The organism is Erythrobacter aurantius (assembly GCF_023823125.1).
GTDB classification, from domain to species: domain Bacteria; phylum Pseudomonadota; class Alphaproteobacteria; order Sphingomonadales; family Sphingomonadaceae; genus Erythrobacter; species Erythrobacter aurantius.
The window spans coordinates 2,485,703-2,511,027 of sequence record NZ_CP090949.1 but is presented as its reverse complement, the minus strand read 5'-3'; the positions used below and the strand labels follow the sequence as shown (position 1 = coordinate 2,511,027).

General features: G+C 61.5%; 25 protein-coding genes. 7 read left to right on the top strand and 18 right to left on the bottom strand.

The genetic code is table 11. The features are described from left to right. Positions 1 to 34: 34 nt before the first annotated feature. A complete protein-coding gene (uvrA, locus tag L1K66_RS12000) occupies positions 35 to 2,929 on the top strand; it encodes an excinuclease ABC subunit UvrA (protein ID WP_252258088.1) in 2,895 nt (964 codons plus the stop codon). A gap of 65 nt (positions 2,930 to 2,994) precedes the next feature. On the opposite strand, the gene L1K66_RS11995 is transcribed toward uvrA, so the two are convergent. The 3 genes from L1K66_RS11995 to L1K66_RS11985 all read right to left on the bottom strand — a co-directional run bounded on the left by L1K66_RS11995 (position 2,995) and on the right by L1K66_RS11985 (position 5,621). Then, on the bottom strand, positions 2,995 to 3,510 hold the full coding sequence (locus L1K66_RS11995) for a DUF1643 domain-containing protein (RefSeq protein WP_256471453.1): 516 nt from the start codon (positions 3,508 to 3,510) through the stop codon (positions 2,995 to 2,997). Next, positions 3,497 to 4,435, bottom strand: coding sequence for a hypothetical protein (locus tag L1K66_RS11990; protein ID WP_252258087.1), 939 nt, complete (start codon positions 4,433 to 4,435; stop codon positions 3,497 to 3,499). Before L1K66_RS11990 ends, L1K66_RS11995 begins: the two co-directional genes overlap by 14 nt. Before the next feature lie 35 nt (positions 4,436 to 4,470). Next, positions 4,471 to 5,621, bottom strand: a protein-coding gene (locus L1K66_RS11985; protein WP_252258086.1) for an IS3 family transposase whose coding sequence is annotated in 2 segments (ribosomal slippage) — positions 4,471 to 5,369 and positions 5,369 to 5,621 — 1,152 coding nt in all. Because the reading frame shifts where the segments join, the coding sequence is not laid out codon by codon here. Between the two features lie 555 nt (positions 5,622 to 6,176). Between L1K66_RS11985 and L1K66_RS11980 the strand changes: the two genes are divergently transcribed. After that, on the top strand, positions 6,177 to 7,253 hold the full coding sequence (locus L1K66_RS11980; RefSeq protein ID WP_252258085.1) for a hypothetical protein: 1,077 nt from the start codon (positions 6,177 to 6,179) through the stop codon (positions 7,251 to 7,253). Then, positions 7,180 to 7,617: a CHRD domain-containing protein gene (locus tag L1K66_RS11975; RefSeq protein WP_252258084.1), complete on the top strand. Its 438-nt coding sequence runs from the start codon at positions 7,180 to 7,182 to the stop codon at positions 7,615 to 7,617. The genes L1K66_RS11980 and L1K66_RS11975 overlap by 74 nt, the downstream gene beginning before the upstream one ends. On the opposite strand, the gene L1K66_RS11970 is transcribed toward L1K66_RS11975, so the two are convergent. The 3 genes from L1K66_RS11970 to L1K66_RS11960 form a co-directional block, all read right to left on the bottom strand. Continuing rightward, the gene (locus tag L1K66_RS11970) at positions 7,606 to 8,127 is read right to left on the bottom strand and encodes a septal ring lytic transglycosylase RlpA family protein (protein ID WP_084155694.1); all 522 of its coding nucleotides are present in this window, start codon (positions 8,125 to 8,127) and stop codon (positions 7,606 to 7,608) included. The two genes, L1K66_RS11975 and L1K66_RS11970, sit on opposite strands and share 12 nt — an antisense overlap. Positions 8,128 to 9,203: 1,076 nt before the next feature. Beyond that, positions 9,204 to 10,418, bottom strand: a complete 1,215-nt coding sequence (locus tag L1K66_RS11965) for an argininosuccinate synthase (protein WP_252258083.1) — start codon at positions 10,416 to 10,418, stop codon at positions 9,204 to 9,206. A 63-nt stretch (positions 10,419 to 10,481) separates the two neighbouring features. After that, the gene (locus L1K66_RS11960; RefSeq protein ID WP_252258082.1) at positions 10,482 to 11,783 is read right to left on the bottom strand and encodes an SAM-dependent methyltransferase; all 1,302 of its coding nucleotides are present in this window, start codon (positions 11,781 to 11,783) and stop codon (positions 10,482 to 10,484) included. A gap of 99 nt (positions 11,784 to 11,882) precedes the next feature. Here L1K66_RS11960 and L1K66_RS11955 point away from each other — a divergent pair, with 99 nt between their 5' ends. After that, positions 11,883 to 12,320 (top strand): DUF1801 domain-containing protein, encoded by a 438-nt coding sequence (locus tag L1K66_RS11955; RefSeq protein ID WP_252258081.1) that lies wholly within the window; start codon positions 11,883 to 11,885, stop codon positions 12,318 to 12,320. A gap of 6 nt (positions 12,321 to 12,326) precedes the next feature. Here L1K66_RS11955 and L1K66_RS11950 read toward each other — a convergent pair whose 3' ends face one another. The 6 genes from L1K66_RS11950 to L1K66_RS11925 all read right to left on the bottom strand — a co-directional run bounded on the left by L1K66_RS11950 (position 12,327) and on the right by L1K66_RS11925 (position 16,605). Next, entirely contained in the window at positions 12,327 to 13,076 is a 750-nt protein-coding gene (locus L1K66_RS11950) for a molybdopterin-dependent oxidoreductase (RefSeq protein ID WP_252258080.1), read from the bottom strand. After that, positions 13,069 to 13,749: a cytochrome b/b6 domain-containing protein gene (locus L1K66_RS11945; protein ID WP_252258079.1), complete on the bottom strand. Its 681-nt coding sequence runs from the start codon at positions 13,747 to 13,749 to the stop codon at positions 13,069 to 13,071. Before L1K66_RS11945 ends, L1K66_RS11950 begins: the two co-directional genes overlap by 8 nt. Then, complete coding sequence (locus L1K66_RS11940; protein ID WP_252258078.1) at positions 13,746 to 14,522, bottom strand: SDR family oxidoreductase; 777 nt, start codon at positions 14,520 to 14,522, stop codon at positions 13,746 to 13,748. Before L1K66_RS11940 ends, L1K66_RS11945 begins: the two co-directional genes overlap by 4 nt. Positions 14,523 to 14,584: 62 nt before the next feature. Continuing rightward, positions 14,585 to 15,070 (bottom strand): glycine zipper 2TM domain-containing protein, encoded by a 486-nt coding sequence (locus tag L1K66_RS11935; protein ID WP_252258077.1) that lies wholly within the window; start codon positions 15,068 to 15,070, stop codon positions 14,585 to 14,587. A gap of 136 nt (positions 15,071 to 15,206) precedes the next feature. Next, entirely contained in the window at positions 15,207 to 15,845 is a 639-nt protein-coding gene (locus L1K66_RS11930; protein WP_252258076.1) for an MOSC domain-containing protein, read from the bottom strand. A gap of 157 nt (positions 15,846 to 16,002) precedes the next feature. Further along, a complete protein-coding gene (locus L1K66_RS11925; RefSeq protein ID WP_252258075.1) occupies positions 16,003 to 16,605 on the bottom strand; it encodes a class I SAM-dependent methyltransferase in 603 nt (200 codons plus the stop codon). A 78-nt stretch (positions 16,606 to 16,683) separates the two neighbouring features. Between L1K66_RS11925 and L1K66_RS11920 the strand changes: the two genes are divergently transcribed. Continuing rightward, entirely contained in the window at positions 16,684 to 17,178 is a 495-nt protein-coding gene (locus L1K66_RS11920; RefSeq protein ID WP_252258074.1) for a hypothetical protein, read from the top strand. Here the strand turns inward: L1K66_RS11920 and rlmN are convergent. From rlmN to L1K66_RS11895, 5 genes are read right to left on the bottom strand one after another with little or no spacing between them, the layout of a single operon-like run. Further along, the gene (gene rlmN / locus L1K66_RS11915; RefSeq protein ID WP_252258073.1) at positions 17,175 to 18,422 is read right to left on the bottom strand and encodes a 23S rRNA (adenine(2503)-C(2))-methyltransferase RlmN; all 1,248 of its coding nucleotides are present in this window, start codon (positions 18,420 to 18,422) and stop codon (positions 17,175 to 17,177) included. The two genes, L1K66_RS11920 and rlmN, sit on opposite strands and share 4 nt — an antisense overlap. Positions 18,423 to 18,459: 37 nt before the next feature. Beyond that, positions 18,460 to 18,864, bottom strand: a complete 405-nt coding sequence (locus L1K66_RS11910) for a VOC family protein (protein WP_252258072.1) — start codon at positions 18,862 to 18,864, stop codon at positions 18,460 to 18,462. Beyond that, positions 18,861 to 19,316 carry an invasion associated locus B family protein gene (locus L1K66_RS11905; RefSeq protein ID WP_252258071.1) on the bottom strand — a complete coding sequence of 152 codons (456 nt, stop codon included), beginning with the start codon at positions 19,314 to 19,316 and terminating at the stop codon, positions 18,861 to 18,863. The genes L1K66_RS11910 and L1K66_RS11905 overlap by 4 nt, the downstream gene beginning before the upstream one ends. A gap of 16 nt (positions 19,317 to 19,332) precedes the next feature. Continuing rightward, positions 19,333 to 19,815 (bottom strand): transcription elongation factor GreB, encoded by a 483-nt coding sequence (gene greB / locus L1K66_RS11900; RefSeq protein ID WP_256471451.1) that lies wholly within the window; start codon positions 19,813 to 19,815, stop codon positions 19,333 to 19,335. Between the two features lie 13 nt (positions 19,816 to 19,828). After that, positions 19,829 to 21,775 carry a lytic transglycosylase domain-containing protein gene (locus L1K66_RS11895; RefSeq protein WP_252258069.1) on the bottom strand — a complete coding sequence of 649 codons (1,947 nt, stop codon included), beginning with the start codon at positions 21,773 to 21,775 and terminating at the stop codon, positions 19,829 to 19,831. 103 nt (positions 21,776 to 21,878) lie between these two features. Here L1K66_RS11895 and dapA point away from each other — a divergent pair, with 103 nt between their 5' ends. Together dapA and L1K66_RS11885 are read left to right on the top strand one after the other, a co-directional pair. Next, positions 21,879 to 22,760, top strand: a complete 882-nt coding sequence (gene dapA / locus L1K66_RS11890; RefSeq protein WP_252258068.1) for a 4-hydroxy-tetrahydrodipicolinate synthase — start codon at positions 21,879 to 21,881, stop codon at positions 22,758 to 22,760. Then, complete coding sequence (locus L1K66_RS11885) at positions 22,757 to 23,560, top strand: hypothetical protein (protein WP_252258067.1); 804 nt, start codon at positions 22,757 to 22,759, stop codon at positions 23,558 to 23,560. Before dapA ends, L1K66_RS11885 begins: the two co-directional genes overlap by 4 nt. A gap of 16 nt (positions 23,561 to 23,576) precedes the next feature. On the opposite strand, the gene L1K66_RS11880 is transcribed toward L1K66_RS11885, so the two are convergent. Continuing rightward, on the bottom strand, positions 23,577 to 25,316 hold the full coding sequence (locus tag L1K66_RS11880) for an amidohydrolase (RefSeq protein ID WP_252258066.1): 1,740 nt from the start codon (positions 25,314 to 25,316) through the stop codon (positions 23,577 to 23,579). Positions 25,317 to 25,325 lie beyond the last annotated feature (9 nt).

Here is a 25,325-nt window from a genome sequence, read left to right as displayed (position 1 = left end):
ACACTTGCGAACATTTCCGGAACAGACTGCCTCTATGCTGACAAAGATCTCCGTCCGCGGTGCGCGGGAACACAACCTCAAGGGTATCGATATCGATCTGCCGCGCGATGCGCTGATCGTGGTCACGGGGCTTTCGGGCAGCGGGAAGTCTTCGCTGGCGTTCGACACGATCTATGCCGAAGGGCAGCGCCGCTATGTCGAAAGCCTTTCGGCCTATGCGCGCCAGTTCCTCGAAATGATGCAGAAGCCCGATGTCGAGCATATCGACGGTCTCAGCCCTGCGATCAGTATCGAGCAGAAGACCACGTCGAAGAACCCGCGTTCGACCGTGGCGACGGTGACGGAGATTTACGACTACATGCGCCTGTTGTGGGCGCGGGTGGGCGTGCCTTATTCCCCCGCCACGGGGGAGCCGATCAGCGCGCAGACGGTGTCGCAGATGGTCGACCGGGTGATGGACCTGCCCGAAGGCACGCGGGCTTACCTGCTCGCCCCGGTGGTACGCGGCCGCAAGGGTGAATACCGCCGCGAGCTGGCCGAATGGCAGAAGGCGGGCTTTACCCGTGTGCGGATCGACGGGGAATTCTATCCGATCGAGGAAGCCCCCGCGCTCGACAAGAAATTCAAGCACGATATCGAAGTGGTGGTTGACCGGATCGCGGTGAAGGACGGCCTGCAGACGCGGCTGGCGGATTCCTTCGAAACCGCGCTGAAGCTGGCTGAAGGGCTGGCCTATATCGATCTGGCCGATGGCGTGGTGCCGGGGCGCGAGGGCGAAGAAGCGTCAGGTGGAGCGATGAAGGGCGCGGGGCTGCCTGCCAACCGTATCGTCTTTTCCGAGAAATTCGCCTGCCCTGTTTCCGGCTTCACGATCGAGGAGATCGAGCCGCGCCTGTTCTCCTTCAACTCGCCGCAGGGGGCGTGTCCGACCTGTGACGGGATCGGCGAAAAGCAGTTGTTCGACCCGCAACTGGTCGTCCCGAACGAGGCCTTGAGCCTCAAGCAGGGGGCGGTGGTGCCCTGGGCGAAATCGAACCCGCCTTCGCCCTATTACATGCAGGTGCTCGCCAGCCTCGCACGGGCCTATGATTTCGACCTGACGACGCCGTGGCGTGATCTGGAGCCGGATCAGAAGCTTATAATCCTCCACGGCACGGGCGGCATGCCGGTGCCGCTGACGTTCAAGGACGGGCGCAAGGAATACACCGTCAACAAGCCGTTCGAAGGCGTGATCGGCAATCTCAACCGCCGGATGATGCAGACCGAAAGCGCTTGGATGCAGGAGGAGCTTTCGAAGTTCCAGACCGCGCAGGCGTGCGAGACTTGCGGCGGTAAGCGGCTGAACGAGAAAGCGCTGGCGGTGAAGGTTGCCGGGGTCGACATCGCGCAGCCGGTGAAGATGAGCGTCGCCGATGCGAAGGCGTGGTTCTTGCGGCTAGACGATCAGCTGACCGAGCAGCAATCGCAGATCGCCCGCGCCATCCTGAAAGAGATCAACGAGCGATTGGGCTTCCTCGACAACGTGGGCCTTGATTACCTCAACCTTGACCGCACATCGGGCACGCTGTCCGGCGGGGAAAGCCAGCGCATCCGCCTTGCCAGCCAGATCGGCAGCGGGCTTTCGGGCGTGCTCTACGTCCTCGACGAACCCAGCATCGGCCTGCACCAGCGCGACAATGACCGGCTGCTGGAGACGCTCAAGCGCCTGCGCGATCTCGGCAACACGGTGATCGTCGTCGAGCACGACGAGGACGCGATCCGCAGCGCCGATCATATCGTCGATCTCGGCCCGGGTGCGGGCGTGCGCGGGGGTGAGGTGGTGGCGCAAGGGACGCTGAAGCAGATCCTCAAGGCCAAGGGCTCGCTCACCGCCGATTACCTCACCGGGCGCCGCAAGATCGAGGTGCCCGCCACCCGCCGCAAGGGCAACGGCCACCATCTGACGGTGAAGGGCGCGGCGGCGAACAATCTCAAACATGTCACCGCCTCGATCCCGCTCGGCACATTCACCTGCATCACCGGGGTCAGCGGCAGCGGCAAATCGTCCTTCACCATCGACACGCTGTATGCCGCCGCGGCCCGCACATTGAACGGCGCACGGGTGATCGCAGGCAAGCATGACGCGATCGAAGGCCTCGAATATTGCGACAAGGTGATCGAGATCGACCAGTCGCCCATCGGCCGCACCCCGCGCTCCAACCCGGCGACCTACACCGGCGCCTTCACCCAGATCCGCGACTGGTTCGCCGGCCTGCCCGAAGCCCAGGCGCGCGGGTACAAGCCGGGTCGCTTCTCCTTCAACGTCAAGGGCGGGCGGTGCGAACAATGCACCGGCGACGGCCTGATCAAGATTGAGATGCACTTCCTCCCCGATGTCTATGTCACCTGCGAGGAATGCGGCGGCAAACGCTACAACCGCGAAACGCTGGAGGTGAAGTTCAAGGGCCACTCCATCGCCGACGTGCTCGACATGACGATCGAGGACGCGGAGGAGTTCTTCAAGGCCGTCCCCCCGATCCGTGACAAGATGCGGATGCTGAACGAAGTGGGCCTCGGCTATGTCAAGGTCGGCCAGCAGGCGACGACGCTATCGGGCGGAGAGGCGCAGCGGGTGAAGCTGGCGAAGGAGCTGTCCAAGCGATCGACCGGGCAGACGCTCTACATCCTCGACGAACCGACCACGGGCCTGCATTTCGAAGATGTGCGCAAACTATTGGAAGTGCTGCACCGGCTGGTGGAGCAGGGCAATTCCGTCATCGTCATTGAGCACAATCTGGATGTCATCAAGACGGCAGATCACATCGTCGACCTCGGCCCGGGAGGCGGTGTCAGGGGCGGGGAGATTGTCGCCGAGGGTACGCCGGAGGAAGTGGTGAAGGTGGAGCGGTCGTTTACGGGGCGGTATCTGGCGCCGTTGTTGGAGCGGTGAGGGTGGGGGATGGTGGAGGTGGGCTGGGCAGAAAGAGGCAAAAATTCAAACCGGTTCTGAATGCCTTACCCATTCACCGGCGGCAACCAAGGAACCACAGGGCTCTGACCCGAAATGAAGAGGGGATGCTTAGGGTGGCCATCTTTATTGGCACCCCAACAAAGTGGAGCAATATTCAAGTTTCTAGCGATCTTATGGATATCTTTCCAGCGTTCCTTCAAGGTCGCTGTCTTGAATTTTGCAAGCGTCCCCCATGCAAAGACGCACTTATCAGAAGCTTCGAGAGCTTCAGTAATATATTGATCGTTATATTCGCCAACTGGATCGCGCACTGCAGAAAGTACAGATATATCTGAACTAATATAGGCAAATTTATTTATAATCAAAATCTTCCCCCAGCCCTGATTTTTTGCCAGCGACATGCACCGACGTATAGTTGGGTCATCGTTCTCGTCATCAGCAATTGAGGGATTCGCCATCAATATAGATACTGTGGGTCCTATGCCTATATTACGAGAAAGAAGGTATCTATAAGACTTGCATTCGGAAAATAATGCCAGAGAATCCTCAGTTTTTGACATCAACACCAATCTCTTTTCTTATTTGATCGTCAATGGCGGTGAAAACTAGACGATCGGCAGCCTTCTTGGTGCGGTCCATAATCACAACTCCTTCGCCGTGCTTCTGCAAGTCTCGGAAAGGCTGGTATCCAAATAAGATACTTTTCTCCCAATCCTCATAGGATCTCTGTGAAACTTCGAGGCCATCGGTAATTCTTACAACAGTCTTCAATAAGTTAAAATCAATTGATTTAGCGCCTTCAAAAAAAGCCTGTTCCTTGGCGTAACTGAAAATTAGCGCTGTTGCTGCCTCTTCAAGATTCATTGCTCGTGCGCCATCTTGTATTCGGTCACAATCAGGGTTGCTTTTGCGTTTTCTCTTCATGAGGCCCCGGAAGACTGGAGACCACCCGAGGAAAGCTACGTGTGAAAGGTGGAAGACATCATGGAACCGGTAGCCGTCACTGGTTGCCGCATTGTCATCGACACGGTCGCCAATTTGCATCCAATCTCCACCATCTAACTTTACACATAGGATTATGCGATCTTGGTCGTTAGAATCTGCAACAAATGCAATTCTGATTTTTTGTGGCAGTCTCTCAATTCGTGGATAGAATTGATCAAATGATTTACCTTTCATATCACGCGACTTATTCCAACGTTTTTGCGTAATAACGATATTATTCGTAGCTACTTCGTCTAGGGTGAGATTATTTCGAGAGGCAATTATTGAAATATACCAAAGAGCATCTCCTAGCTTTCGAGAAATTAGGTTTGTTCGATGAGGTTCACGCAATGGCTCGCCTCGCAGTTCCTGTTCTAAAAGGCGTGAAAGGTACGATACAGTTTCAGTAAGATTCAGGAGATGATGAGTGATTTTTTGATTGTCTGGTCCACTAAACTGATCAGTCTCGCGAGCTGATTCTTGATATTCATTGAATTGCATGAAGGCCTATGACGTGCTCCCCTGATTGTTACCAGTCAGAGGTAGAGTCTGGCTCCTTCATGATGGTTGTTTGATGGGATGGCAACGTGTCTGGGGGCATGCCCCCAGACACGTTGGCCGGCGATCTCGGCGGGGGTCTTCCCGCCCAGTTTCGAGTGTGGCCTGACCGTGTTGTAATCGTGTCGCCAGGCGGCCAGCACGAACCGGGCATGGGCCAGCGAGGTGAACAGCGTCTCGTTGAGGCATTCGTCGCGCAGGCGGCCATTGAAGCTCTCCACGAAGCCGTTCTGCATTGGCTTTCCCGGTGCGATGTAGTGCCACTCGACCCTGCGCTCCTGCGACCAGCGCAGGATGGCCGACGAGGTCAGTTCGGTGCCATTGTCGCTGACCACCGTATGCGGCTTTCCCCGGATGCCGATAAGGCTGGTCAGTTCCCGCGCTACCCGAGCACCCGACAGCGACGTATCGGCCACCAGCGCCAGGCACTCGCGCGTGTAGTCATCGACCACGCACAGGATACGGAAGCGCCGACCGCAGATCAGGCTGTCGGAGACGAAGTCGAGCGACCAACGCTGGTTCGGGCCGTCCGGCAGCACCATCGGCCTGCGCGTGCCCAAGGCCCTTTTCCGGCCGCCACGGCGACGCACGCGCAGCCCCTCCTCCCGGTAGATGCGCAGCAGCTTCTTGTGGTTGGGCCTGATGCCTTCCCGCGCCAGAAGGTAGCCCAGGCGGCGATAGCCGAACCGGCGGCGTTCCGCCGCCAGCTCGCGCAGCCGTTGCCGCAGCGCCCCGTCATCTGGCCTTGTAGGCTCGTAACGGATTACCCTGCGGCTCACACCAACCAGTGCACACGCCCGACGCTCGCTCACCCCGTGATGCTCCCGGGCATAGGCGACGGCTTCCCGCTTGGCGCCGGGCGTTACCATTTTTTTGATGCCAGATCCTTCAGCACCGCGTTGTCCAACATCGCCTCGGCCAGCAGCTTCTTCAGCCGCGAGTTCTCCTCCTCGAGCGATCGCAGCCGCCGGGCCTCGGACACCTCGAGCCCGCCGAACTTAGACTTCCACTTGTAGAACGTCGCCGAGCTGATCCCGTGGCGGCGGCAGACCTCAGTCGTCGCCATGCCCGCTTCCTGCTCCTTCAAGATCGCAATGATCTGCTCTTCGTTGAACCTGCTTCGCTTCATATCGTCCGACTCCTTGCGTCAGACTCTACCAAAAAGCGGTCACATTTCAGGGGAGCACGTCACCTCAAATTGTCCGATCCGATGATAATTTGACCATGATTTTAGTGATCGCATGAAATTTTGTGAAGTAGCCATCAACCTTTGTTAGTTGCGTCTATATTTCTTTCGCCCCCCATCCTGCCATACATACCCCGGCTCATGTGTTTGTAGCGCCTCAGGCGCCGGCGTTCGCGTCCGCTCGCTTGGCTTACGCGCCATTGGGCGCAGCGCCAGCGGTTGGGGGGTGGGTCTTTTCTTCCCGATTTTCCTACTCGGCGGGTTTCGTATAATTGGGCCGGTTCACTGCAATCAAAAAGGGTGAACCATGAATTGTCCCGATACTCCCCTGATCTTCCGTCCTGTTTCCTTCTCCCTCCCGTCGTCACTCCCGCGCAGGCGGGAGTCCAGCTGGATCCCCGCCTGCGCGGGGATGACGAGGGGGGGCGCGGGGATGACGAGGAGTAGCGCGGCGCTGCCGGGGCGTAGCGCGGCGCTGCCTTTCAAGGGAGGTGCGGTATGATCGCCTATTTCGACTTCGCGCTCGAAGATGCGGCGCACGCCAACTCCTATCCGCCGGTTCAGCCGCTGGCCGGGCCGCATGGGGAGGGGCATTCGATCCTTGGCCCCAATGCGCAAGGGGCGTTCCTCAAATCGCTGCAACTGTTCGGCAATGTCCGGCTTGCGTGCCGGGCGGCGGGTGTCTCGGCGCAAACGGCGTACCGGGTGCGGCGGCGCTCTGCGCTGTTCGCGCAATTGTGGGATGCGGCGCTGGTGGCGGCGCGTGCCCATGCGGAGGCGACGCTGGCGGATCGCGCGATCAACGGGGTGGAGGAGCCGGTGTTCTACCACGGCGAGGAAATCGCGCGGCGGCGGCGGTATTCCGACAGGCTGCTGCTGGCGCATCTTGCCCGGCTTGACCGGATGGAGGCGCGCGAGGATGTCTCCGCGCTGCTGCCGCTGCTCGACGATGCGATTGCGGCGCTGGACGAAGGCGCGGACCTGGCGGAAGTGCTGGAGCGCGCGGCCCCTGCTGCGGGTGCTGTCTGCGGTGGTGAGGGCGCTGCGCAAGGGCCGGAAAACAAACCCCAGGACAGTGTTCCATCCGTTCCATCCTGTAGGAAACCGCCCTCAAGTAGCGAAGCGGTAGGGCAGACAGAAACGCCCACTCCGTGTGCCGAATGCGGCGGGCAATGCGCCGATCCTGATGCCGATCTGACCGAGGCGGATTGTCAGTGGCTCGGCAACCGGCTTGACCGGATGGATGCGGCGCGGCCCGAGGATGCGCCCACGCCCTACGATCTGGCGCGCGAGGGGGTGGGCGCGGATTCGGGCGCGATCGAGGCGGCGCAGCTGGCTGCCTTTGAAGCGGAGGTGGCCGAATGGTGGCTGGTGACCGGGTTTGACGAGCTTGTGGAGAGCCTTTGCGAAACGGGCTTCAACGACTCGGCAGAGGGGGATATGCTGCGCGTTCCTCAAGGGGAGAGGGATCATGAACTGGAAGACGGCTATTGGGAAACCGATGAACGCCTTTGGCCTCGCGCTCGTCGGCGTCGGGGCGCTCGGCATGGCGGTGGCTCCGGCGCAGGCCGATGACGAAGTGCACTCGCTGGGGGCATCGCTGTTCGGCGAGAACGAGATCGGTCACGAAGGCGCGGGCAAGGATGCCGGCGGCGACTTCACCGGAGAGATCGACATGGCCCGCGGGACGCTGTGCTACTACCTCGAGGTGTACGGCCTCGACGAGGTGACGGCGGCGCACATCCACAAGGGCAAGGATGGCGAGAACGGCCCGCCGGTGGTGGTGCTGGAGTTCGAGGGCGCGGACCGGGACGAGGTGTGTCTCGAGGTCGAGGCGGAACTGCTGGCTGACATGGCGCGGCACGAGGAACGCTACTACGTCAACGTCCACACCGCAGCCTATCCGGCCGGGGCGATCCGGGGGCAGTTAGGGAGCTAGCAGCTCCAGCTCGACCGAAGCGTGCCCGCGCGCGATCATGCCGAGCTCCTCTGCGGCGGCGCGGCTGACGTCGATGGTGCGCCCGCGCACGAAGGGCCCGCGGTCGTTGATGCGCACGGTGACGGAGCGGCCATTGCGCGGGTTGGTGACCCGGACGAGGCTGCCAAAGGGCAGGGTGCGGTGCGCAGCGGTGAAGCCGTGCATGTCGAACGGCTCGCCACTTGCGGTGCGGCGTCCGTGGAACCTGCGCCCGTAGTAGGAGGCGATGCCGGTGCCGAGGCTGCTTGCGACGGTGGCGTCCTCAACCGGCGGCTCGAAGCTGTCGAGGTCCACGGCGGTGGAAGGCACCACGGGATCGAACGCGGAGAGATCGTTGCCGAGCGGTTCGACAGCGCCTTCGAACTCGGCGGCGAATGGCATCGTCTCATACGGCTCTGCCGCGAGATCGGTGGAGTCCGAAGGCTGCGCGGTGGAAGCGGCAAGGGGAGCGCCGAACAGGCACAAAGCCATGCCCACTCGCAATGCGATGCGTGTGGCGCGCGGCCGGTGCGTAGGCACAGGTGAAAGGCGTACAGAGCTTCCCATCCGATGGCGCCCATACAGGTTCAAGTGGTCAAAGGGCAAATCGACCAAGGTCGTACCGGCGCAAGAAGGGGGCGTTGCGGCGCGAAGCGAGCCGGGAATGCGGTGAACCGATGAGCTTTCAACCGGCGCTCGCAAGAGCTGCCAGCGCAGATTGCGCGAAGGCTACGACTTGACGCTGAGTCCCAATAAAGCAAATGGGGCCGGCATTTCTGCCGACCCCACTCTCACCAGCGCGTGGGCATCTGCGGTTCACATTCCAACTGGCAAACCAGTCTTCCTGTATCCGTCTGCGCACTTGGCGCCCGGTGTCTATGCCGCGTCCGGTTGTGCTTTCCAGCTCGCGCTTTCTTGCACCGCCTTGCTTCGCGGTTCGTCACCGGCGCTCGCACCGGCATCCGACCATGCTTCGTGACGGGTTCGCTCTGTTCGGGCCGAAACCCTCTCTTCGCGTTGCCTGCCCCTTGGCAAAGCCGAGACCGCGACCCTGTGACTGGGGAGTCAAACGCTCCAGTTCCAGACTCGAAAGCCCTTTCCTACAGCTATCTCCAGCCGGTATCGTGGCCGATACCGGTGACGTCGTTCGCACTCTCCTCAACCAAGCCGACTTGCTTTTGGCTGAAACCCTTTGCAAACCGTCTCTCAGACAGCGCGTGGACAGTCGCCACCGCATCTTTGAAACTCGAAATCCCTTTTAGATCAGTTCCTTGCGGATCTTTTCTTTCGGGCTTTCTTGTTCCGAAGACAGTTTGAGACTGCGCCCGAATCGCCATTCCGGCAAGGTTTCCAGGCGTGAGTTTTCCACTTTTGACACTATCTCCTGTGGAGATCGGTGGACAACTCAACGGTTCATCGCATTTGATACATACTGTCGGGAACCAGCTTGCGAGAGCCGCTCAGGCCGCTGGAAAATGCGAAAAACGACGCTTTTCGAATCTTGCGTTCGACTGAAACGAGGTGTCGAGGCGCGCGGGAAGAACCCCTTCGGTCCCGTCCGAGTCGCCCTACCGGTTGCGCTGCGCCAGCAACCGCAGCCGCAGGGCGTTGAGCTTGATGAAGCCCTCGGCATCCTTCTGGTCGTAGGCGCCAGCGTCATCCTCAAACGTCACATGCGCTTCCGAATAGAGGGAATTCGGGCTCTTGCGTCCCACGACGCTGGCCAGCCCCTTGTACAGCTTCAGGCGGACCGTACCGGTCACCTTTTCCTGACTCAGGTCGATGGCGGCCTGCAGCATTTCGCGTTCGGGTGCGAACCAGAAACCGTTGTAGATCAGTTCCGCATACTTCGGCATCAGCTCGTCCTTGAGATGCGCTGCGCCGCGATCGAGCGTGATCTGTTCGATGCCGCGATGAGCACGGGCGTAGATCTCGCCGCCGGGCGTTTCGTACATCCCGCGCGACTTCATGCCGACGAAGCGGTTCTCGACCAGATCGAGCCGGCCGATCCCGTGCTTGCGCCCCAGATCGTTGAGGGCCGTGAGCAGGGTGGCCGGAGACATCGCCTCGCCATTAAGCGATACGCCATCACCACGTTCAAAGCCGATCTCAATGTATTCGGGAGTGTCCGGTGCATTTTCGGGGTGATCGGTGCGCGAGTAGACATAGTCGGGTGTCTCCTCCCACGGATCTTCAAGCACCTTACCTTCGGATGAGGTGTGAAGGAGGTTCGCGTCGGTCGAGAACGGGCTTTCGCCGCGCTTGTCGGTCGGCACCTTGATCTGGTGGGCTTCGGCCCATGCGATCAACGCGGTGCGCGAAGTCAGGTCCCATTCGCGCCACGGGGCGATCACCTTGATGTTCGGATCAAGCGCATAGGCCGACAATTCGAAGCGAACCTGATCGTTACCCTTGCCGGTTGCACCGTGCGCGATCGCATCGGCTCCGGTTTCATGCGCGATTTCCACCAGACGCTTGGAAATCAGCGGGCGGGCAATCGAGGTGCCGAGCAGATAGTCGCCTTCGTAGCGAGCATTCGCGCGCATCATCGGAAAGACGAAGTCACGCACGAATTCCTCGCGCAGGTCTTCGATAAAGATGTGCTTGTCCGGAATCCCCATCGCGCGTGCCTTGTCGCGCGCCGGTTCGATTTCCTCGCCCTGGCCAAGGTCTGCGGTGAAGGTGACAACCTCCAGCCCGCGCTCGACGCTGAGCCATTTGGCGATGACGCTGGTATCGAGACCGCCTGAATAGGCGAGGACGACCTTCTTGATGTCGGACATTGCGGCGTAACTCCTGAATTCGCTGCGCCCCATGCCGATAAAACTGCGGGAAGGAAAGGGGGCTTACTCCGCCGCTTCCTTCAGCGCCGGATCAAACCGCCATGTCGGCACCGTGCCCACATCGCGCAGACGCGCGCTTTCGTGGTGCATGTATTCGCGGGTCATGGGGATCGCGGCGCGGTCTTTCACATATTGCAGTTGCCAGTTAACCATGCCGCCATTGCGGAAGCTCTGTTCGGCACCGGCAAGGTAGAACAGCCACATGCGGTAGAACACTTCGTCATACATCCGTGTGATCTCTTCGCGGTGCATCACGGTGCGATTGTACCACTCCTCAAGCGTGTGGCTGTAGTGGAAGCGCATCGCCTCCACGTCCATCACCTGAAAGCCCGCTTTCTCGCTTTCCTTCACCAGTTCGGAGAGGGCTGGGATGTAACCACCGGGAAAGATGTATTTGCGAGTCCAGGCGTCCGTTCGGCCCGGAGGCCCCGCGCGGCCGCAGCAATGCGAGATCATCACCCCGTCATTGGCGAGCAGTTCGTGGGTCTTTTCGAAGAATTGCGGATAATGGATCGTGCCGACGTGTTCGAGCAGGCCGACGCTCGAGATGCGGTCAAACTGTCCGGTGACGTCGCGATAATCGAGCAGTTCGAACTTGACCTTGTCAGCGACGCCCGCGGCCTCTGCGCGTTCGTTGCAGAACTTGATCTGATCGGGAGCGAGAGCGACGCCAAGCACTTCCACACCGTACATTTCGTGCAGGTAGAGGCCGAAGCCGCCCCATCCGCAGCCGATGTCGAGAACGCGCATTCCTTCGCATTCGCCGTGCTTGAGGTACAGCTTGGAAGCGAGATGCGCCTTCTTGTCCATCTGCGCCTTTTCGAGCGACGTGTTCTCCGGATCCTCGCGGTAATAGGCCATGGTGTACTGACGATCTTCGTCGAGGAAGCGTTCGTACAGTTCGCGCGTCAGATTGTAGGTGTGCTCGGCATTCTTGCGGGCTGACGCACGCAAGTTGATGCCGTCGATGGCGGATGCGACTTTCTCTGCCGCCTTTTTCAGAAACCCCTGTTCCTGGATCGCACTGTCGCCGATGCGTTTCGAATTGGCGGTCACGAACAGCAGCAGGTCGCGGATGTCGTGCGGTTCCTCCACCACCAGCCACCCCCACATGAACGCCTCGCCAGCGCCCATCTGCGGGTAGCGGGCGATGTGATTGGCGGCCTTGGGGTGGGTCAGGCGGATATGGAGCGGCGGGCTCCCCTCTACGGCATTTCCGTATTCATAGGTCTTGCCGTCGTGATCGGTGACGACCAGCTGACCTTCGCGGATGACATTTCCAAGAAATTTGTCGAGCAGCCACATGGATTGAGCGTTCCCCTTCCGCGCTTTTCCTGCCCTTGGTGTGGCGCGGCATGTGTTATGCTGTCAATCCGGGAGTCGGCACGAAGGGGGAAAGCGATCGTGGCAGAGGCAAAGACCGTTCCTACCAAGGCGTCGGTTGATGAATTCATCGACCGGGTCGAACCGGCCGCCAAGCGCGAGGATGCAAGGGTTCTGCTGGAGTTGTTCACCAAGATAACGGGCGAACAGCCTCGGATGTGGGGTGACAGCATCATCGGCTTCGGCACCTACAACACCACCTATGCCAGCGGGCGAGATGTAACCTGGATGCGGAGCGGTTTCAGTCCACGCAAAGCCAAACACTCGGTTTATCTGATGGGCGGGTATTGCGACGAAATCGCGGCCAGGGATCGCGCGGCGGCGCTTGAGCGGCTTGGCAAGCATTCCACGGGCAAGTCATGCCTGTACATCAACAAGCTATCGGATGTTGATCTTGGCGTTCTGGAAGAGATGATCGCTGCGGACTGGGCAACGATGGCGCGGATCTATCCGGAATAGCGAGGATCAGATTCCGGCATACCACTGGTAATCGCCGACATCTTCCCAAAAGCCGCCTTTGCCACCGTGTATGTCGTCAAAGCTGGTCACCGCTTCGATCGCGGTAAGGTATTTGGCGTGCTTGTAGCCCAATTGCCGCTCGATCCGCATTCGCAGGGGCGCACCATTTTTCTCTGGTAGCGGCTTGCCGTTCAATTGGTGTGCGATGATCGTCTGCGGGTGGTAGGCATCGACCATGTCGACGCTCTCGTAATAGGCGCGGCCATAAAGCGTGTCGGCGCAGCGGAAGACGATGAACTTTGCCTCTTCGCGCAATCCTGCCTTGTCCAGAAGCGCTGACAATTGCGGCCCGGTCCACTCGGCAATCGCGCTCCACCCTTCGACGCAATCGTGGCGGGTGATTTGCGTACGCTGGGGCAGGGCGCGGAGATCGTCGAGCGAAAGGCTGATCGGATTGTCGACCAGTCCGCTGACGGTCAGCCGCCAATCCGGAAAGCCTTTCGACAACTGCTCGCGATAGGCGGGTGTATCGACGCTGATTGATCCGTTGCCGCGGATGTCGGGTGAACGGTCCTCCGGCGCATATTCCCGCGCCAGCGCCTGACGCTGGGCAAGCGCGCGATGCATAGTGCGGTGCAAGCCTTCTGCCGCGTCGAACAGATCGCCTGCCGGACCGGTATCCGCAATTTCGGAACAGGCCGCCATCGGCAGTGCGGCCATCCCGGCGAGCAGTGTGCGGCGTGTGGTTTCAGCCATAGCGCGGTGTCTCCTCACCCAGTGTGCCGGTGATCATCGCCTTGCGCTGACGGCGCTGGCCGGGAGCCATGGCGAGCGCGATATGGCCAGCGGCGAAGACGAACAGCGTCCATGCGGTGATGAAGTGCAGGCTGCGCGCACTCTGGCGTCCGCCGAGCGCATCGACCAGCCACGGAGCGGCAGGCTCGAAGCCGGGGCTGATCGCGAGTCCAGTAAAGATCATCATCGGCAGAAGCAGACCCAGAACCACGCCATAGGCGATGCGTTGCAGGCTGTTGTAGCGGCTATCATCCTCGATCCCGCTACCCAAGTGCATGGCAATGGCTTCCCGCCAGGCTGCGAACGTCCAGTCGCGCGGCCCGGTTGCGATGTCGCGCCAGAAATGGCGATTGATCAGGCTGGTTATCCACATCACGAGGAGGCCGACTGCGAAGATCCAGGCGAATGTGTTGTGCCAATCCCGTGCCTCGGCAAGGTCATATCGTTGCGGGATCGTCGCCCATGCGGGGAACCGTATTACCGTCAGCCATGCATCGGCCGGATCATACCCGTATTCGCCCCAATACAGGTAACGGTGCGCGTTCGAGATATTGAGGCCCGACATGAAAAGCACCACGAACGCGAGCGCGTTGATCCAATGCCACAGGCGGGTGGTCAGGGCGTGGCGCTTCACTGTCCCGCCGCCTTTTCCCGTGCGAGGTAGATCACGTCGCGATCCTGCGACAGCAGGTGCTGGCCGCTGTCGATGAACAAGGTCGATCCGCTTTTCAGGGTGCCGCTCGCAAGGAACAGTGCCGCCTCGGCTATCTCGTCCGCCCCGGTCTTGCGCTGGAGCAAGTTGAGACGATGCGAGACCTCGGTCTCTTCCTCGCTCTGGTCATGGCTCGCAAGGATTGCGCCCGGAGCGATCCCATAGATGCGCGCATCTTCAGGTGCCGCCTGTGCCAGCATCGGGATCGTTGCGGCGAGCGCGTGTTTGGACATGGTGTAGCTGAAGAAGTCCGGATTGGGGTTTTCCAGCTTCATGTCGGTGATGTGGATCACGCTGCGAACATGCGCGCTGCGTGCGCTTGCCATGAAGGCCTGTGCCATGACGGCAGGGGAGAGCGCGTTGACTTGCATTGCTTCCCTGTTCGCTGCGGGGAGCAGATTGGTTGCATCGTCGTATTCGAAGATCGAAGCGGAGTTGACGAGGCAGCGCCAGTCGGGGAGGCGCGCGGCCAAGTCCGCGATCATGTTCCGGGCGGCGATATCGTCTGCGAGGTCGCAGGCGATGATCTCGGCACTCGGAAGTGTCTGCGCCAGCGCGCGAGCCTCCGTGTCGGAGCTTTTGTAGTGGATCACCACATGCCATCCGGCGGCGGCAAACCGTTTGACGATCTCGGCTCCGATCCGGGTTCCGCCTCCGGTGACAAGAACGGCGGGTAGGGGCGCTGTATCGGGCATAGGCCTGCCTCCTATCAGCGCCCCGTGTCATTACACAAGTCCAAGCGATGCGGCGGGCATCCTCACCGGCAACGCAGCTCGCGCCGGTCGATCTCGCGGCCCAGCACCGCACCCAGCGCACCGCCCAGCAGGGTGCCGACAGTCCGGTCACCGCGCGTGTCGATGGTGCGGCCGAGCAGCGCGCCGACACCTGCGCCGATCACCAGCCCGGTGGTGCCGTTATCACGCTCGCAGTAATAGTTGCCGTCCCGCCCGCGCCAGATGCGATCGCGATGGCCGATCCGGCGGGGCTCATGGTAGCGCCCTCGGCGATCATAGATGCGATCGTCGCGATAGTGGCGACCCCGGCGATAGCGGCGATCATCATCGTCCCAATCATCCCAATCGTCATAGCGCACGGTCGAGTAGGCATCATAGCCTGCGCCATAGGGTGCGGCGATGTCGGCCACCGATCCGGGGGCCAGCATCAGTGAATGGTCAGCGGCGGCGGCCGGGGTGGCGATGGCTGCGAGCGATCCGGCGGCGGCAATCATTGCAAGGGTCTTCATCGGTTTGTCCTTTCCGGCCCTCTGTGGGCACGACCCTTTTTGTTCAGTAAAGTCGAACGCTGGATGAACGGAGCGCAGAGAAAGGTGACAGGAAGGTGGGGCGAGCGATCCGCGCGACGGGCTGATCCCCAAGCCCTCAACCGAGCTTCGCCCTGGCGCGTTCGCGCAGTCTTGGCGTGAGCGCTGGCATGGCCTCCAACTCGGCCAGATCATCGCGGCTGGCCTTGCCCGCCACCAGCGCCATGAAGACGCGCTGGACACTCCAATCGACCTCTCCGATTTCGACCCGCTCCAGCGCATCGCCCGCTTGCACATCGCCCGTTTCGAGGACGCGGAAGTACCAACCTGATCTCCCCGTCTCGATGATCCGCGCGACCATGCCCTTGTGGCCGAAGCGGTGCTCGATCTTCCAGCACGGCTGGCGCGGTTGGCTCACCTCGATCAGCGCGCTGCCGAGGCGAAAGCGATCACCGATATGGACATCGCTTTCCATCAGGCCGCGCACCGCAAGGTTTGACCCGAACGCCCCCGGTTCATCCAGCAGGTCGCATCCGCCCAGTTCCGCTTGCCAGAAGGCATGGTGATCGAGCGGATAGAGATGCAGCGCCATTTCCGGGCCGCCATGCACGCGCCTGTCAGCCTGTTCGTCTGGTGCAAGCCCTTCCTCCAGCACCTGTATGACGCCTTCGCGCGGGCGCTTGGCGATCGCGCTGGTTTCCACCCCGTTGAAGGGGCGGGCGGTGCCGGTGCAAACGGCTTCGACCGTGTGCTTCATGGCGCCCGATTCCCTACAGGATGGAACAGATGGAACACTGTCCTGGAGGAAAAAACCTCGGCCATTTCCGACAGGCGGAAGGCAGGTGCGGCAAGGGGAGGGGAAGTTGTCATGCCCCCGTTTCAGCACAAAGCCATGGGGTAGGAAAGCACACGGCTCAATTCCCCCGGCGCACCGTCAGCGCGATCCAGTCACGCTCGGTCCCGTCGGAGCCTTTCCCGGCGAAAACCTCTTGCTCGACAAACTCGAATTCTGCCTCGCGATAGGTATCGCGCAGCCAATCGGCGGAAGGGAAATTGTGCAACCGGCCAAGCCCGTCGCGGCCTTCGCCATCGCCCAGCTTGTAACTGGCATAATGCAATCCGCCGGGCCTGAGCGCGCTATGCACCGCCGCCAGAACGCCGGGCAGTTCCGCCTGCGGACAATGCAGCAGGCAGGCATGCGCCCAGACCGCGTCATATTCGCTGTTCGCCTCCAGCTGATCGAACCGCATCAACCGCGCGTCGATCCCATGCCGTTCCTTTGTCTTGGCGACCATCGCCGGAACACCGTCGGTCGCATCCAGATCAAACCCGCGCTGCGCGATCCGGGCCGAATCCCGGCCTGCGCCACAACCAAGCTCAAGCACGCGAGCGCCTTGTGCAAGGCGATCGAGAAAATCGTCAAGGTGACGCGAATGGCTGATGGCCGAGCTCAAAGAGAAATGCGGAGCCCCACTTTGATAAAAATCGTAAGTCGCAGGATCCATCGAATTATTCATATTGCCGTGCCTTGCCACTTTTTAGCCATATTCAGCGAGTTAAGGGCCGCCAAGTCTATGAACCGGGGAACAAATGACATGGCATTCAGGAAAATAGCAATTGTGTTTGTGGCGGGCACGGCGCTTCTTTCGCAAGGGGCCAGCGCACAAACCTTACGCGATTTTCAGCACGATCGTGCGACGGACACCCGTGCGAGCGCAGCGATTACCATACCTCTTGGGGCGCAACGCGGGAGTGCTGAGGCGAAACCGCGTTTTGATTTCATGCTGGCGACCCAGAGCATCGACGATTCCAATAGCGTCATTCCAATGCGGTTTGACCCCGATTTTGAGCGTCAGACCCTGCGCGCAGCCAAGCTGTCCTTTACCCTGGAGCAAAATCCGCGCCTGCTGATGAATGATCACCAAGTGGTGACCTTTGGCCCGCGTTTGACGGCGGATGAGGATGAGAAGAGCAGCGGGCTTGGTACAGGCGGATGGATACTGCTTGGCACAGCGGTGGCTATCGGCGGAGGTTTTCTCATCGCCGAAATCGTCAAGGACGACATTGAAGACGCTTTTGGGGCCGACTAGGGCGATGGATCCGCGTTAGACGCGGCTGCCTCGCGATCCCGCTCCGCGCGCGATTTCTTGGTCGCTGCGGTTTTCAACTGGCCGCAGGCCGCGTCAATATCCCGCCCGCGCGGGGTGCGCACCGGCGCGCTGATGCCGCCTTCGAACACGATATCGCTGAACGCCTTGATCCTCTCCGGCGTGGAGCATTCGTAATTCGCGCCGGGCCATGGGTTGAACGGAATCAGATTGACCTTTGCCGGCAGGTTGAACGCCTTGAGCAGCCGGACAAGCTCGCGCGCGTCCTCGTCGCTGTCGTTCTTGTCCTTGAGCATCACATATTCGAAAGTGATGCGGCGGGCATTGGAGGCTCCGGGATAATCGGCGCAGGCCTGAAGCAGGTCTTCGATCCCGTATTTCTTGTTGAGTGGTACGATCTCGTCGCGCACTTCCTTGCGCACGGCATGCAGCGATACGGCAAGGTTCACGCCGATTTCCTGCCCGCAACGCTCCATCGCCGGAATGACGCCGCTGGTGGAAAGGGTGATGCGCCGCTTTGAAAGGCCGAGCCCGTCGCCATCCATCACCAGATGCAGCGCATCGCGCACATGATCGAAATTGTATAGCGGTTCGCCCATGCCCATCATCACGATATTGGTGAGCAGGCGGCCATCGGCGGTGTAATGCCCGGCGTCTTCTTCGCCCAGATCGTTCATCCGGCCTTTGGGCCATTCGCCCAGCGCATCGCGCGCCAGCATGACCTGGCCGACGATTTCTCCCGGTGTCAGATTGCGCACCAGACGCATCGTGCCGGTGTGGCAGAATGTGCAGTTGAGCGTGCAGCCGACCTGGCTCGACACGCACAGCGTCCCCCGGTCCGCATCAGGGATGAAGACCATTTCGAAATCGTGGCCGTCATCGGTCTGGAGCAGCCATTTGCGCGTGCCATCGGTGCTGTGCTGCGCCTCGACAACATTGGGACGACCGATGACAAAGCGTTCCGTCAGCCACGGGCGCATCGTCTTGGCGATATCGGTCATCGCCTCGAATTCGGTCACGCCGCGGTGGTACAGCCAGTGGAACACCTGCTTGGCGCGCAGCTTTGCCTGACGCGCGTCTAGACCCGCTTCTTCGAACAGTTCGCGAATGCGCGGGCGGGGCAGACCGATCAGGTCGATACGGCCATCGGCGCGCGGCGTGATGTCACGCGCGACGGGAACCGGGTCAACCTGCCCGGGGATGGTCATGAGGGTCGTGTCTGCCATGATTGGCGCGGCATATAGTCGCGCAGGGGCCGGTTGACTAGCCTTTGACGTGGGGGTGCGAGGTAAGGTCCTGCCCGAACATCACCCGGTGGCCGTCCGGGGTGCGGACCCCGAATTCTCGCATGTCCCATTCCTTGCTTTCGGGAGCGCTCAGGATGTCGGCCTGATCGTGGTCGATCTCGGCGTAGTAGGCATCGATGTCGTCGAACTCGATATAGCCGAAATACTGGTGATCGCCGAGATCGCCCGGATGGATCGCATCGGGGCAGGATCCCAGCGTGATCATACAGCGTCCGCGCTTCACGAAAACCCAACCGCCAAGATCGCGCAGGGCATTAAATTTCATCACATCGACCCACCATCGGGCGGTGGCCATTGCATCGGAGACCGCGAGGACAAAGTTCATCGCGGTTATTTCCGGAGCGGCTGGCGTGTCGCTCATCGCGCGGCGCACCCGACAACGGCGGCGTCAATCGCGGTTGCGGCTCCGGTCAGGTCATAGCGGTCGGTAAAGCGGCTGCCGTTGGAAGCGCGGGCCGAAACGCTCATTCGGGATGCGGATCGCAGCGCGGCTACGATGGCGGCATCCATGCGGGCATCCTGCGCCCATGCGTTGCGATCATTGGCGGGCAGGGCAAAGCGGCGGTCGCCGATGGTCAGCGTCGCTTCCTCGCCATCGCGCACGCTGCGCGACAGGCGGAAATGCACCTGTCCGCGCACGTTCTGGCGCGGCAAGTTGGAGACGCTGGCAAAGGGTTGCGCGTCGCCGGCATTTGACGGTTTGGCGATGGCATAGCAGCGCAGCGGGCTGTCATCGCGAAACGCACCCCAATTGGAATAGACGCCAAGGCTCTCTTTCGCCGCGAGAGGCGCGGCAAGGGTGACTGCGATCATGCAGGCGATAGCGGCCCTATTCATAACTGATCGCCATAACTTCCCATTCCTTGACCCCGCCGGGCAGGCGAACCGTGCGGACATCGCCGATTGTCGCACCTTTGAGCGCCTTGGCAATGGGGGAGGACCAGCCGACGCGGCCTTGCCCGGCATCCTGCTCGTCATCGCCGACAAGGGTCACGGTTTTGCGATTGTCATCCTCGTCCGCGAGTTCGACGCTCGCGCCGAAAAACACCCGGTCCTTGTCCGGCTGGTTGGCCGGATCGACGATCCGAAGCGCCTTCATCCGGCGGGCGAGGTAGCCCAGTTCGCGGTCGATCTCGCGCATGCGCTTGCGACCATAGAGGTAGTCGCCGTTCTCGCTGCGGTCGCCATTGCCCGCTGCCCAGCTGACGATCTCGACGATTTCCGGGCGTTCCTTGCCCAGCAGTTGATCATAGCGCGCCTTGAGGGCGGCCATCCCTGCGGGCGTGATCGGTGGTCCCTGACGCGCTGACACGGGTGTTCGCCGATCAGGGCAGGAAGGTGTCGATCGTGCGCGGCAGTCCTGCTTCGCGCGGGTACATGTGCGAATAGGTCACCGCATTGCCGAGCACGCGCATGATGTAATAGCGGGTCTCGAAATTGGCGGGGATCTTCTCGACCCAGGTCACCCAGTCGATTTCGCCGCGGCGCGGATCGCCGTTCATGCGCAGCCACTGGTTCACGCGGCCCGGCCCGGCGTTATACGCGCCGACTGCCAGCGGATAGGCGCCGCCGTAATAATCCATCATCCGGGCGAAATAGGCATCGCCCAGACGGATGTTGTAGTCGGTGTCGCTGTAGAGGCTGGCAGACATGTATTGCATGCCCAGCTTGCCCGCCTGTTCGCGCGCCGTGCCCGGCATCAGTTGCATGAGGCCGCGCGCGCCCGCATGGCTTTGGCGGGTGCGGTCGAATTCGCTTTCCTGACGGCTGATGGCGTGCACCATCGTCCAGTCGTTGACGACCGGGGTGGGATGAGTGGGGAAACCGATCCGCTCAAATCCGGCGATGCCGTTCGCGCCCGCTTCCATCCCGATGACGACGGCCATTTCCTTGAGGCCCGTTTCCGCTGCAAGCTGGTTGACCATCACCAGTTCTTCCGGCGTATCGGCGCTTTCCCCGATTGCCTGGAAGAAGCGCCGCTCGGTGCGCCAGTCGCGGCGGTTGGCAGCCATGTTGCGGATGGCGCGGACGAGCGGGCGCTGCTCGAACTCGGCGCGGGTGGCGGGGTCGATCTGCAGTTGCGGCAGTTCGGCAAAGCCCGGCATCGGACGACCCAGCGCGGCGAGCGAGAGCTGCCCGTAATAATAATGCGGGAATTCCGCCGCCATTTCGAAATAGCGGTTGGCGTCCTCGCTCAATCCGGCCTGACGTGCGGCGCGCCCTGCCCAATAGAACCCTTTTGCCCGCGTCAGGGGCGTGCGCGCGGCCTTGCCATATCGCAGGAACATCTGCGCGGCGGAGGCTCCGTCATTCAGCCGCCACAGCGCGTTGGTCCCGCCCATCCACATCAAGTCGGTGTAGCGATCGCGCAGACCGAAGGAGCCTTGGGAGATATCCGTGCCCGGCGCGAAGAGATCGTCGATCTTCATCGCGATCCGCACCGTGTCGGTCGCGCTTGCCGCTTCGGCAACCGCCAGCATGTCCTTCACCATCGCATCCGGATCGAATGCGGGGGCAGTGAAGGCGCGGCGATTGGCCAGCAGGCTGATCGCCGCCTGCGTATCGCGGCGCGAGCGGTGGTAATTGAGCAGGTTGTAGACGAAGCCCGCGTCGTTCATCGCGGTGGCGGGGACGGTCAGGTCGGCGCCATAGGGCGTTTCGCCGCGCACCAGCGAAAGCCGCGCCCGCGCCAGTTCGCGCGCGGCTTCGGGGATGCGGTCGAGTTGGCGCTCCGCCGGGCCGGTTTCCCCCTGCCACAACAGCGCATCCATGCGCGCCAAATGATCGTCAGCGGAGAATTGCGCGCCGAACATGCTCAGCATGTAAGCTTCCGCGGTTTCGCTCATCGAACCGCCGCGCCACGCCTCGCGCGCCATACCCTGCGCCTCTTCGCGCCGCGCACCGCCCAGCATCAGCGCATACAGCGCCCGCCCGTGATTGGTCAGCGGCGGCATCGCGTCGAAAAACCGCAGGACATCAGCCTGCGAAGGCGATTCCTTGTCCAGCGTCGCCTCGGCCCGCAGCCGGATCGTTTCGATGCGGGGAAACTCGGGATAGGCCAGCGCAAACCCGGCATAGTCCGAAAAGCCCAGCTCGCGGTTTTCCTGCAGCATTTCCCAGCGCGCAATCGCGGCGCCGATTTCGCTCGGCTGCGTCGCGACAAGATTACTGCGCTGAGGCATTTGTGCAGACGAAGGCGTCGAAAGCGCTCCCACCGAAGCGGCCGCAAGAGCGGCGATGGCAATCGGACTGGAGAGCAAATTTCTGGCCATGCTGGACATAGTGCCGATGGGTTCCTTATCTGGCGCTTAACAAGGTGCGCGAAACATTTTGCGCGGCTATGATCCAGTTATTGTCTGACACGGGAATAAAGCAATGTTCAGCGGTTCCATACCCGCTCTGGCGACTCCTTTTCGCGACGGATCGTTTGACGAGGCGGCTTTTCGCAAGCTGGTAGACTGGCAGATCGACAACGGCAGCGCCGCTCTGGTCCCTTGCGGCACCACGGGTGAAGCCTCGACCCTGTCCAATGCAGAGCATCACCGGGTGATCGAAGTCTGCATCGAACAGGCCGCCGGACGCGTTCCGGTGATCGCCGGTTGCGGATCGAACGACACGCGCAACGCGCTGCTGCACATGAATTTCTCGAAGAAGGCGGGTGCTGCCGCCGGGCTGTGTGTCGCGCCCTATTACAACCGCCCGAGCCAGGCGGGGTTGATAGCGCATTTCAGCTTCCTTGCCGAAAACAGCGACCTGCCGATTGTGCTATACAACGTGCCGGGCCGCACCGTCACCGATCTGGAGGACGAGACGGTGGTGGCGCTGGTCAACAAATATCCGGACCGGATCGTCGCTATAAAGGACGCGTCGGGCGATCTTTCGCGCGTGGCCGATCACCGGATGGGTATCGGGCGCGATTTCTGCCAGCTGTCGGGCAATGACGAATTGTGGCTGCCGCACAATGCCGCCGGGGGCAGGGGAGCGATATCGGTTACCGCCAATGTAGCGCCCGCGCTCTGCGCCGAATTCCAGCAGGCGATCAACAACAACGAACTGAAGCGCGCACGCGAGTTGAACGACCGCCTGTTCCCGCTGCATTACGCGATGTTCGCCGATGCCAGCCCCGCGCCGGTGAAATACGCGCTCAGCCGCGTGCACGACTGGTTTTCGCCCAGCGTGCGCCTGCCGCTGATCGAATGTTCGGAAGCCGCGAAGAAGGCCGTTGACGATGCGCTGTCGCACGCAGGCCTCATTTGAGGCTGGCGCTGCTCTCGCTTGCGCTGGCGGTGCTGTCGGCGCAGCCTGCGCTGGCCGATGTGGTTCCTTACGATGAGGAGGCACTGGAGCTTGAACAGTGCGACGAGTTCAATACTCCCCCGGGCAAGGACGAACTGGACGCGCTCGAAGCCACAGGCGTCACAGACCGTTACGTTTTTGAATGCGAGATTGACTGGATCAGGACCGAGCGCCTTCTCCAACCGCTGCTGCCGCTGATCGGGGAGCAGAGCTACGCCAATTATGAGAGACCCGAGGAAAGCAACAAAACCGTCGCCATCCGCTTGGTGACGGTGGCATTCAACGCGGTCTCCTTGGTTCGTTCGATCGAATGCCACATAGGCAACGATCCTCAATACAGTTACCGCAGCGCCGCTATCGGCGGCATAGCGCGGACGGCGCTGCTCTGGCCTGCCGACAATGACGAAGAGCGCGGGCTTTACCAGATCGAGTTGTCGGCCTCCGACTGCGATTATCTGCTCAATACCATCAAGAACCACGATCCATTCGATATCGAACACCGCCGCCCGTTCGGAAATCCGATCTCGCCCGATGGCCAGATCATTCTGGTCCACGGCTACAGCTTCATGGAGTTCATCGACGACTGGGGAGAATACGGCATAATCATTCGGCCTGGCATTCATGGACCGGGGGCACGGGAATCCGAAGTGTCGGAGCGAGTGTTGAAAGCTTTGGCCGGATATTTTGCGCATCGGGCACAGTACGAAGGGGTCAAGACCGACCTGCCGCCCTTCGAGGGCGAGGAAGACCCGGAAAAATGATGCGCTGTATGCGGCTCTAGGAGTCCGCAATCCGCCCTTCGAACACGGTCGCGGCAATCGGCATTGATTTGAGCGTGTCGAGCGGTGCTTGCGACGGGTCATCCTCCAGCGCGATGAAGTCCGCTTTCTTGCCGGCTGCCAGTGATCCGATAGTTGCCTCCTGTCCGATCACCTGCGCCGCACCGATGGTGATAGCGCGCAGCGCGTCTTCGCGCGTCAGCTGTTCGGCAGGGGCGCGTACGGTGCCGTCTATCCCTTCGCGCGTCTGGGCTATCCACGCGAGGTAGAAGGGATCGATTGGCGCCATGTTGAAATCGCTGTGGAGCCCCAGAGGCACTCCGCCGCGCGCCAGCGTACCGAGCCGGTTCATCGTCGCCGCACGATCCGGACCCAATCCGTGTTCGGCATAGGCGCGGCCCAACACGCGGATATAGTTGGGTTGGGCCGAAACCATCAGCCGCAACGCCGAACGCATTTCCGCAATCCGCAGCGCCTGCGCTTCGCTGCAATAGCCGAGGTGTTCAAGCGTGACCGATTGCGCCGCGCGCGGAGCAAGGCGGGCGAGCGTCTCGAGCACGACTTCGGCCCCTTCGTCGCCATTGACGTGGATGTGGAGCGAAAAGCCCGCGTCCCACAATCGCTCTGCCTGTTGGCGCAGCAAATCCGGTTCGGTGATCCACTTGCCTTCGTGCCCGTCGCTGTAGCCGGGAGCGGCGATGCGCATGTTCTGCGCGAAGAACGCTCCGTCGGCGAGCAGCTTGACGCGGCGATCCAGCCCGACATTGGCGTTGGTAAACCGTGCCCGTTTGTCTGCCAGCCAACCGTCGATATCGTCGATCGCCATCAGTTCGCCCGCGATCGGCATCAGCATTGCCCGCGCGGTGCTGTCGGGCCGGCCAAAGTAGCGCGCGATCAGGCCGGCTTCGATATCGAAGCTTGCGAACACGCCGGTCGCCATGTCGCTGGTGGTGGTGACGCCGCGATTGCGCATCATGCTTGCCAGATGCGCGAACCCCTGGTCGAGTTTCTCCGGGGCGAGCAGCGCGCCGCGCAGCCGGTCGAGCGCCAGCAGCAGGCCGGTTTCGGAGAATATCCCCTGCTCGAAACTGCTGTGTTCCGGGTTGGCATGCGTCGCGGCCAGCGCGGCGGCAAAGCTTTCCGCAGAGCCAAGGCCGATCCGCGTAAGCGCAGCCGAGTTGGCAATGATTTCGTGAAAACTGCGCTGCCAGACAAACACCGCCCGATCAGGCGCGATCTCGTCGAGCAAGGCCTTGTCACAAGGACCGTGGAACAGCTCGTGATGGCCCCACACGATCAAGGGGTCAGCCGGGTAAGATCGCACCATTTCGGCGAGCTTTTCGCGCCATGCCTGTTGGCTTGAGGTTCCGGGCCAATTGCCGCTCGGCAAGCTCCAGTCGTCCGGTGCAAGGAACGGCAGGTTCAGCATCACCGCCGATTGCATCGGGTGAATGTGCGGATCAATAAGGCCGGGGAACAGCACCTTGTCGGCGAAGCGCCGATCAACGCGGACTTCGGAACCGCCGGTCCACGGTGCAAGCGCATCGAGGCTGTCGGCGACACCAAGGATAATCCCGCCCGATACCGCCATGAAACGTGCCGTGGGCAAGGCGCGCTCCATCGTGAGAATCCGGCGCGCTTCGAAAACGGTCACAGGTGCAGGATAGGCGGAGGCTCGGCCTGCAAGCGCGGCGCTCGCGGCGAACCCGGCCATAGCGGCGCGGCGGGTCAATATCATGTCAGCTCT